The 9697-nt window shown below is 62.4% G+C and carries 6 protein-coding genes; 3 read left to right on the forward strand and 3 right to left on the reverse strand.

From position 1 onward, the window contains the following. Positions 1 to 16: 16 nt before the first annotated feature. Complete coding sequence (locus G9X64_RS22680) at positions 17 to 2233, reverse strand: adenylate/guanylate cyclase domain-containing protein (protein WP_168311665.1); 2217 nt, start codon at positions 2231 to 2233, stop codon at positions 17 to 19. A gap of 231 nt (positions 2234 to 2464) precedes the next feature. Between G9X64_RS22680 and G9X64_RS22685 the strand changes: the two genes are divergently transcribed. Next, positions 2465 to 3232 (forward strand): adenylate/guanylate cyclase domain-containing protein, encoded by a 768-nt coding sequence (locus G9X64_RS22685; RefSeq protein WP_168311666.1) that lies wholly within the window; start codon positions 2465 to 2467, stop codon positions 3230 to 3232. A 77-nt stretch (positions 3233 to 3309) separates the two neighbouring features. Here G9X64_RS22685 and G9X64_RS22690 read toward each other — a convergent pair whose 3' ends face one another. Together G9X64_RS22690 and G9X64_RS22695 are read right to left on the reverse strand one after the other, a co-directional pair. Then, on the reverse strand, positions 3310 to 3618 hold the full coding sequence (locus G9X64_RS22690) for a DUF982 domain-containing protein (RefSeq protein ID WP_205917526.1): 309 nt from the start codon (positions 3616 to 3618) through the stop codon (positions 3310 to 3312). A 200-nt stretch (positions 3619 to 3818) separates the two neighbouring features. Continuing rightward, a complete protein-coding gene (locus tag G9X64_RS22695) occupies positions 3819 to 4160 on the reverse strand; it encodes a hypothetical protein (protein WP_168311667.1) in 342 nt (113 codons plus the stop codon). Between the two features lie 248 nt (positions 4161 to 4408). Between G9X64_RS22695 and G9X64_RS22700 the strand changes: the two genes are divergently transcribed. Together G9X64_RS22700 and uvrB are read left to right on the forward strand one after the other, a co-directional pair. Further along, positions 4409 to 6199 carry a glycoside hydrolase family 15 protein gene (locus G9X64_RS22700; RefSeq protein ID WP_168311668.1) on the forward strand — a complete coding sequence of 597 codons (1791 nt, stop codon included), beginning with the start codon at positions 4409 to 4411 and terminating at the stop codon, positions 6197 to 6199. Between the two features lie 315 nt (positions 6200 to 6514). After that, on the forward strand, positions 6515 to 9508 hold the full coding sequence (uvrB, locus tag G9X64_RS22705; RefSeq protein ID WP_168311669.1) for an excinuclease ABC subunit UvrB: 2994 nt from the start codon (positions 6515 to 6517) through the stop codon (positions 9506 to 9508). Positions 9509 to 9697 lie beyond the last annotated feature (189 nt).

Consider the following 9697-nt stretch of genomic DNA (forward strand, 5'->3'; position numbering starts at 1 on the left):
CGCAACGCCCGGCCCGTCAAGGTGTGGGTGAAAAGAACGTCAAGGCGCGCGGCGTGACATGTACGTATGGCCTGTCGCGCTGTTCGCCGGAGGTATTGCGGTAAACATATCCGCACACCATCCGGTCTAGGAAATAGCCGTCGAATTTTTCGCAGAGACTGTCGCCCCGCACCTCGACGATACCGGTGATGTTGGTATTCGCGCTGCGATAGGCAGTGTTTCCAGCCTTGTCGAAATACTGGGTGAAATCCGTGCCGTTCTTGTGCTTGCCGGTCCAGCTCTTGCCATCGACAAGATTGCGCAGATCTGCCTCGCCGAGCCTATCGGCTTGACTGCCTGTAAAGCCGAAGGGCCATTCGGGAATGCCGGCCTTTCGCAATCCGGCCAGATGGCGCTGCAGATCGCCGTCCCGCCAGTAATCATAGAGATAGCCGTAATAGGTGAGATTGCTTTCGGGGAACAGCTCCAGCAGCTTTGCCGTCTCCGCTGCAGCCTTGGTTTCATTGCCCTGGTCGGCATAGGCCGCAGCCAGATATTCGCGTGCCGGCTCGACCTTCGGCAGGCTGTCGAGCGTCGGCTCTATCAGTGAGATCGCGCGCTGATCGTCGCCCGCGGTATAAAAGACGATCCCCGCCAGCAGTTGAAAGCTCGACGCCGGCGAAGGGTCGAGCCGCAAAGCCTTTTCAATCTCCGTGATCGCCTGCCCGCTGCTTCCGGTGTGGACCAGGATGAGAGCGAGGTTGGCGGCGGACTCCGCATCGTTCGGCTCCATTGCAACCGCCATGTTGGCGGAGTTCCTGGCCTCCGTCTCGCGCCCATCCACCCATTGCAGCAGGGCAAGCACCGTGTGCGCCCTAGCATTGTTGGGATCCAGCTTGAGGGCTTGCCCGGCGGCGTCATAGGCAATCTTGCGGGCGACGGCGGCCGACCAGAGGTAATTATAGTCGTTGCGCCAGACATCGACGGCCACGCGGGCGATTCCCGCATGGGCATTGGCAAAGCCCGGATCGAGGTCGATCGCCTTCTGGTAGAAGGACAGGGTCCGGCGATAGGTATCGACATCCCGTAAAATGAAGCCCTCCTGCTCGGCCCTCAAGTAATAATCGTAGGCTTCGAGATTTTCGGTCGGGATTTGGGCCAGTTGATCGCGCTCGCGGGCGCTGAGCTTGACCGACAGGGCCGAGATGATCTTGCCGATCACATCGTCCTGAACGGCGAAGAGGTCGGCATACTGGCGATCGTAGCGCTCGGCCCAGATCGAGAGGCCGGTGACTGCATCGATCAGTTTGACATTGATCCGCAGCCTCGGCCCGGCGCGCTGTAAGGTCCCCTCAAGCACGTACTGAACGCCGAGTTCGGCGGCGACATCCTGGATCTTGCCGACGGAGTCCCGGATGGCGAAGACCGAGTGGCGGGCGATGACGAAGAGGCCTGAGACTTTGGACAATTCGGTGATCAGATCGTCCGTCAACCCGTCCGCGAGATGGTCGTGGTCGGTGTCGCCGCTGACATTGATGAAGGGCAGAACCGCGACCGAGGGCTTGTCCGGCAGCGGATAGGCGAAACGTTCGCCAGGCCCTGGCGGTTTTGCCGCCATCCACGGCTGCCACCAGAGTGCTGCGCCCGCAAGCGCGAGGACGACGGTCGCTGCGATGCCGGCAACGAGGCGGCGTCTCGGCAGGCGCCTGCGGGTCTTGATGGTCTTGCCGGCAGCAGTCGGGTCAAGCAGGATGCGATAGACCCGGATCGGTTCGGTGATACTCTTCAACCGCTGTTCGCCGAGCGAAGCGAAACCGACCGGGATTTTCGATTTCACCTGATCATATGTCGTGCCCGATATGGCGATACCGCCCGGTTCGGCCAGCGCCTGTATTCGATCGGCGATATTGACGCCGTCGCCCTGGATGTCTTCGCCCTCGACGATAATATCGCCGAGATTGATACCGATCCGGAACTCGAGCCGATGCTCCGGCAGCGCCGCGGCACTCTGCGTGGCTTTCAGTTGCTGAATCTCCACCGCGCAGCGCAAGGCATCGACGACACTCTGGAATTCGACCAGCAGACCATCACCCATGGTTTTGACCAGCCGCCCGTGGTGACGCTCGATCACCGGCTCGAAGACATCATTCTGGTCCACCTGAAAGCGCGCACGGGTGCCCTCTTCGTCGATCTGGCTCAATCGACTGTAACCGACGGCATCAGCGATCAGGATTGCTGCAAGACGGCGCTCCATCCCCGGTCTTTCCTGGAGAGCGAATGTATTGTTAACAATATCCTACAGGAGGTCCCAGCGCGATGCTATCGCCGGACCGTGCGATATTCAACTTAGTGGCGATGTATCCGATAAGAATAGGCCCGGACGAAATAGTTCGAGCCATCCTCGCCCTCGACGGTCGGCAGAGTTGCCAAAAGCAGGCGAGTGTTGGAAGCTCATTTTTTGCTATCAGGCGACGGATTGCTAGATATGACGACAGCCTCTTTCACGGAGCCGGCCAGGCATGGCAGCGCCAGGATCTGCCGCGGCTGCTGGGACCAGATGCATATGCCGATCCCGATCGGCGGTCCGCTTGCCTTGCCCTTCCGCGCCCTCGGCATCACCCGCAGCAAGATGAACCCCGATATATGCACGATCTGCGAACGCTCCTTCCAATATGTCAAGAAGCAGCGCCAGATCACCGTCGACGCCACAATCCTGTTTGCCGATATCAGGGGCTTCACGGATCTTTCGGAGCGCATCGAAGCGGTGCAGCTGAGCGAGATCGTCAGCCTGTTCCAGGATCGTTGCGCGCAAGCGATCTGGGCGCATGACGGCATCGTCAACAAGCAGATGGGCGACGGCCTGATGGCGATTTTCAATTTTCCGATCGTCAGAAAGGATCACGCCGGCGCCGCGATCCTGGCCGCGCAGGAGATCCAGCAAAACTGCGCCGCCGCGCTGAACGGTCTGGCGCTCGAGGCATTGCCCGGCCGCACTCTCGGCGTCGGCGTCGGCATCCATTCCGGCGAGGTCCAGATCGGCGAATTCTCAAGCTTCCGCAGCGATTTCACTGCCATCGGCGGCGTCGTCAATCAGGCCGCAAGGCTGGAATCCCAGGCCGCAGCCGGCGAGATTCTGATCTCCTCCGAAACGGCGGCGAAGGCTGCCGATCTCGCCGCAGGCGCCGAAACCCGAATGCTTGTGCTCAAGGGCATCGAGCAGCCGGTGCAGGCACGGGTGCTGGCCAAGCCCTGAGTGACTGCGACCACGCGACGATCTCTTCGAAACGGATGCCGGTCGTGTGACGCGTGGATATAGCCGCGTCGCTCCAGCTATACCGCAGGGTTCAAAGCGGAGGCTTCTGCGCCGTCGTCATCATCATTGATCGTAACGCCACCTTCCAGCGCCGCCAGGATAACGGCCTGCCGCACCGTCTCGGCCGGCATCCGCCCGGCAAGCCAGGCGCGGCAGAAATCGATCGCCCTTTGCTGGTGAACGCCGCCATTGACCGGCCAGTCCGAGACAAGTGCATAAAGCGCGTCCTGCGGTGAGCGCAGAACCAGCCGTTCGCCGGTATCAAGGTCGATCGAGATGGGGGTTTCCCAGAAGGCAGAATGATCGCTAATGGCAGTGGTACCCAGAGGTGAAGTAACTGGAAACTAACTGCGGAAGGCCGATTCCGGTTCCGATACGAGGGTCGGACGATCGCCGCGCGGCATTTCACGAATGCCGCCGACCTTTCGGCGAAGAAACGACGGGCGCGAATGGATATTGAAATCGGGATCGCCGGCCAATGCCTCACTTTTGGCCGGGCCGATCTTTATGGTTGCGGACCCGGCCGTCAACCTGGCAGCTTGCAGCCCTTGCTCATTCCAGCGGACTGCATGGCCGAAACCTTGCCTTTGGACGCGGCAATTTCGCCTTCCTTGTCTCCCCCGGCGACACTGCCGATGGGGACGCCGACGAGGAAGACACCGAAAGCATCGCCGTTCGCTGCGCTGATCTGCTGCTTGGACAGGTCGTCGAGCTTGGCCTTCTCTTTCTTATGTTCCACTGCGAGCGCCTCGCAACTGAGGTTCGTATAGGCAGCCATCGGAATATCGACCTGGACGATGGCGTCAGGACGTTTGGCGCAGCTGGCAAGCGCCGCGGCGGCCGCGAATGCAATGATTATCTTGTTCATGAATGGTCCCCAATTCCCGCAACAGCTGTAACATCGGCGCGCGCAATGCGGGAGGCGGCGGAGCCTTCAACCACAGACTTTTATTTGTCGCCACTTTCCATTTCGGCTTGGCATTGCTGGCGATGCCCCCCATCGATATCCGGAGTTCGCATGATACCCGGCACGCCTACCGCCCCGTTAGTTTCCGCGCTTGACCTCCGCGCACGGCCTCTACCTAAAAGCCCGACTGCTATGCAAAGGAGGCTCCGGTGTCGGTACCCATTGAGGACTACGCGCTCATCGGCGATTGCGAAACCGCCGCACTCGTCTCGAAGAACGGCTCGATCGACTGGCTCTGTTTTCCGCGCTTCGATTCCCCCGCCTGTTTTGCCGCCCTGCTCGGCGCCGAGGATAACGGCTTCTGGTCGCTGTCACCGTCAGGTGAAAATGTCCACGTCACGCGCCGCTACCGCAACGATACGCTCATTCTCGAAACCGAGTTTCAGACCGAGACCGGCACCGCCGTTCTCATCGACTTCATGCCGCTTCGCGATGGCACCAGCGATCTGATGCGCATCGTCGAGGGCAAGAGCGGCACTGTCGCCTTCGATATGGAGCTCAACCTTCGCTTCGATTACGGCCGAACCGTTCCCTGGGTCACGCATGGCGAGGATGGCGGCATCACCGCCATTGCCGGCCCGGACAGGCTAACCCTGAATTGCGCCGTCCCGGTCGAAGGCCGCGGCCTGAGCACGGTCGGCTCCTTCCAGGTTGCCGCTGGCGAGAGCCAGATCTTCACCATGACCTGGTCCCCCTCGCACATGCCGCAGCCGGCTCAGCGGCAGGTGGAATATGCGCTGCCGGACACGGAGGAATTCTGGCAATCCTTTGCCGCAAAATGTCCGAAAGTGGGCCGGTGGACGGAACAGGTCAAACGCTCGCTCATCACGCTCAAGGCACTGACCTACATGCCGACGGGCGGCATCATCGCCGCGGCGACGACCTCCCTGCCGGAAAAGATCGGCGGGCCGCGCAACTGGGACTATCGCTATTGCTGGCTGCGCGACGCGACGCTGACCCTGCTCGCCCTGATGAAACTCGGCTACTACGAGGAAGCTAGCGCCTGGCGCAAGTGGCTGCTGCGGGCGGTCGCCGGCGCCCCGGCGCAGATGCAGATCATGTATGGCGTCGCCGGCGAGCGAAACCTGCTGGAATGGCAGGTTCCCTGGCTGAGTGGCTACGAGGGCTCGACACCTGTGCGCGTCGGCAATGCCGCTGCCGAACAGGTGCAGCTCGATGTCTATGGCGAGGTGGCCGACGCAATGCTGCAGGCCCGCAAGGGCGGGCTTCCGCCGCATCACCGCGAACGCGAACTGGCGGCGGCCATTCTGCCCTTTGTCGAAAAAATCTGGGTGGAGCCCGATGAAGGCATCTGGGAGGTGCGCAGCCAGCGCCAGCATTTCACCTATTCGAAGGTCATGGCCTGGGTGGCCTTCGACCGCGCCGTCCAGATTGCCGCGGCGGACGGCGAGCCCGAGACCGCCGGACGTTGGCGCACACTCGCAGATCACATCCATGCCGAGGTTTGCGAGAAGGCTTTCGATCCCGAACTCGGCTGTTTCGTGCAGGCCTACGGCTCCAAGGCGCTAGATGCCAGCCTGCTGCAGCTCGGCATGGTCGGCTTCATCCCGCCTGATGATCCGCGCTATGTCGCGACAGTCGAGGCGATCGAGCGCAAGCTGCTGCGCGATGGCCTGCTGCTGCGCTACGAGACGCAGGAGGTGGACGACGGCCTACCATCAGGCGAAGGCGCGTTCCTCGCCTGCAGCTTCTGGCTCGTCGACGCCCTCGGCATGATCGGCCGCCGCGACGATGCGCTGCGCCTGTTCGAGCGGCTGCTTGATATCTGCAACGATGTCGGGCTTCTGGCGGAAGAATATGATCCCGCCGCCCGCCGCATGCTCGGCAACTTCCCGCAGGCCTTCAGCCATGTCGGGTTGATCAACAGCGCGTTGAACCTCGCGCGGCTGGAGGGGCCGGCGGACCAGCGTTCGGCTTGATGAGTGTAGAACCGCTGAAGAAGGACCCCTCCCCACAGGTGGAAGGGGCTAATCCGGCGGCACCGCCTTGCCTCTTCCGAAACGTTGAGGATTTGGAAAGCCGGCGCGGCAGGTTAAGCCCCTCCCACTTGTGGGGGTCCGAAGGAAGGGTCGAGACCCGTGGCTCGACCCCGGCATCCGACAGGAGGGGTTTGGGGCGGGGTCTTTTAGTATCACGCGACCGGGAGACTGTTCAAAAATCCGAACGATTCATTCGTTTCCCTTTTGTACTCTTTCCCTCTTCACTTTCGCGCTGACTCTCTCCATATTCGCGCCATGGCCAGATCTCCGAAGAAATCCCCCGCCCCGAATGGCTTCGAGGAAGCTCCCCAATCGTCCTTTGAGGGAGCGCCGCTTTCCGGCTCCGTCGCCGATTGGGTGAAGCAGCTGGAGGCCGATGCCGAGGCCTCGGGCGTCGAGACCCAGCGCCAGATCGCCTCCAAGGCGGGCAAACATCGCAAGAAGGTGGAGATTGCAGCCAGGACGAAAACCAGCGACGGCGGCGTCAGCGCCTCGAAATCGGCGCGCGGCACCTCTATGGGCGGCTCGACCGACCCGAAGACGCGCGCGGCCGCCGGCCTCAATCCCGTTTCCGGTATGGATACGACGCTGGAGGAAGCCTCGTCGCTGCAGGCTGGCACCGCCGTCACCGCCACGGTCGAGGCGCTGTCGGCGCTGATCGAGAGCGGCAATCCGCTGCACAAGAACGGCAAGATCTGGACGCCGCACCGCCCTGCCCGGCCCGACAAATCGGAAGGCGGCATCGCCATCCGCATGCAGTCGGATTACGAGCCGGCCGGCGACCAGCCCACAGCCATCCGCGATCTCGTCGAGGGGCTGGAGAATGGCGACCGCAGCCAGGTGCTGCTCGGCGTCACCGGCTCCGGCAAGACCTTCACCATGGCCAAGGTGATCGAGGCAACGCAGCGCCCGGCGGTCATCCTTGCGCCGAACAAGACGCTGGCCGCCCAGCTCTATTCCGAATTCAAGAACTTCTTCCCCGACAATGCGGTGGAATATTTCGTTTCCTACTACGATTATTACCAGCCGGAAGCCTATGTGCCGCGCTCCGACACCTATATCGAGAAGGAATCCTCGATCAACGAGCAGATCGATCGCATGCGCCACTCGGCGACGCGCTCGCTGCTCGAACGCGACGACTGCATCATCGTCGCCTCGGTCTCCTGCATCTACGGTATCGGCTCGGTCGAGACCTATACGGCGATGACCTTTCAGATGTCGGTCGGCGACCGGCTCGACCAGCGCCAACTGCTGGCCGACCTCGTCGCCCAGCAATATAAGCGCCGCGACATGGATTTCACCCGCGGCAGTTTCCGCGTGCGCGGCGACACGATCGAACTCTTCCCCGCACACTTGGAGGATGCCGCCTGGCGCATCTCGATGTTCGGCGACGAGATCGACGCCATCACCGAATTCGACCCGCTCACCGGCCAGAAGGTCGGCGACCTGAAATCGGTGAAGATCTACGCCAATTCGCACTATGTCACCCCGCGCCCGACGCTGAACGGCGCCATCAAGTCGATCAAGGAGGAGCTCAGGCTTCGCCTTGCGGAGCTGGAAAAGGCCGGCCGCTTGCTGGAGGCCCAGCGCCTGGAGCAGCGCACCCGCTATGATATCGAAATGCTCGAAGCGACAGGCTCCTGCCAGGGCATCGAGAACTATTCGCGTTATCTCACTGGCCGCGACCCCGGCGACCCGCCGCCGACGCTGTTCGAATACATCCCCGACAACGCCCTCGTCTTCATCGACGAAAGCCACGTCACCGTGCCGCAGATCGGCGGCATGTACCGGGGCGACTTCAGGCGCAAGGCGACGCTGGCCGAATACGGCTTCCGCCTGCCCTCCTGCATGGACAACCGGCCGCTGCGCTTCGAGGAATGGGACGCCATGCGCCCCGACACCATCGCCGTTTCGGCCACGCCCGGCGCCTGGGAAATGGAGCAATCGGGCGGCGTCTTCGCCGAACAGGTGATCCGTCCGACCGGCCTGATCGACCCGCCGGTCGAGGTCCGCTCGGCCCGCACCCAGGTCGACGACGTGCTCGGCGAGATCCGCGAGACATCGGCCAAGGGCTACCGTACCCTCTGCACCGTGCTGACCAAACGCATGGCCGAGGACCTGACCGAATATCTGCATGAGCAGGGGATCCGCGTCCGCTACATGCACTCCGACATCGACACGCTGGAGCGCATTGAGATCCTGCGTGATCTGCGCCTCGGCGCCTTCGACGTGCTGGTTGGCATCAACCTTTTGCGCGAAGGCCTCGACATTCCCGAATGCGGCTTCGTCGCCATCCTCGACGCCGACAAGGAAGGCTTCCTGCGCTCGGAAACCTCGCTGATCCAGACCATTGGTCGTGCAGCCCGTAACGTCGACGGCAAGGTCATCCTCTATGCCGACCAGGTCACCGGCTCGATGAAGCGCGCGATGGAAGAAACCGGCCGCCGCCGCGAAAAGCAGATGGCCTATAACGCCGAACACGGCATCACGCCGGAATCGGTCAAGGCCAGGATCTCCGACATCCTCGACAGCGTCTACGAACGCGACCACGTCCGCGCCGATATCTCCGGCGTCTCGGGCAAGGGCTTCGCCGATGGCGGCAACCTCGTCGGCAACAACCTGCAGACTCATCTCAACGCGCTCGAAAAGAGCATGCGCGACGCTGCCGCCGACCTCGACTTCGAAAAAGCCGCCCGCCTCCGCGACGAAATCAAGCGCCTCAAGGCCGCCGAGCTGGCAATTATGGACGATCCGATGGCGCGTGAAGAGTCAAAGGCAATGGAAGGCGTCAGACGGAACGCCAAAGCGACCCGCGAATCCCTTCTCCCAGCCGGCGAGAAGGCGCCCGGCAGGGCGGATGAGGGGGCCACCCCCTCCTACTTCTCTAGACCCAGCCTCGACGACATGGGCCCAGGCACCGACACCACCACCCCCCTCTTCCGCAAACCCGCCTTGGACGACATGGGCCGCGACATCGCCGAACCCACAAAGAAGAGCCTGTTCCGCAAAAACGACCTCGATGAAATGACTGTCGGCCGAACCGAAAAGCCGGTCACCGGCGCACTGCCGGAAAAGCCGGATGCCGCCAAAAGCACGAAGCGGTTTTCACCGCTGCTCGAAGGGCAGCCGGAACGCGACGACGTGCGGCCGGTCGTGCGCGGGAAGACGGGTGTGGGGAGCTATGAGGACCCGGGCGAGCAGAAGCGCAAGGGGCGGACGAAGGGGAAGACTGGGCGGCCGGGGCGGTGATACAAACCCGCCAGCCAGACGGCCGAGTTTGAGATGGTCGTCTGCCTGTTGGTGAACTGCGCCTTCGCAATTGCATTGGTTTATCGAATCTCGGGGTGCTGACGCCTTGCGTACGCATCTAGGCAGTCGCCTAGGAGCCGTGGACTCTTGGGATTCCCAAAGCTGAGCAAATCAGATTCAAGACTGTCT

Origin of the sequence: Rhizobium sophorae (assembly GCF_013087515.1) — a bacterium.
Classification (GTDB): Bacteria; Pseudomonadota; Alphaproteobacteria; order Rhizobiales; family Rhizobiaceae; genus Rhizobium; species Rhizobium sophorae.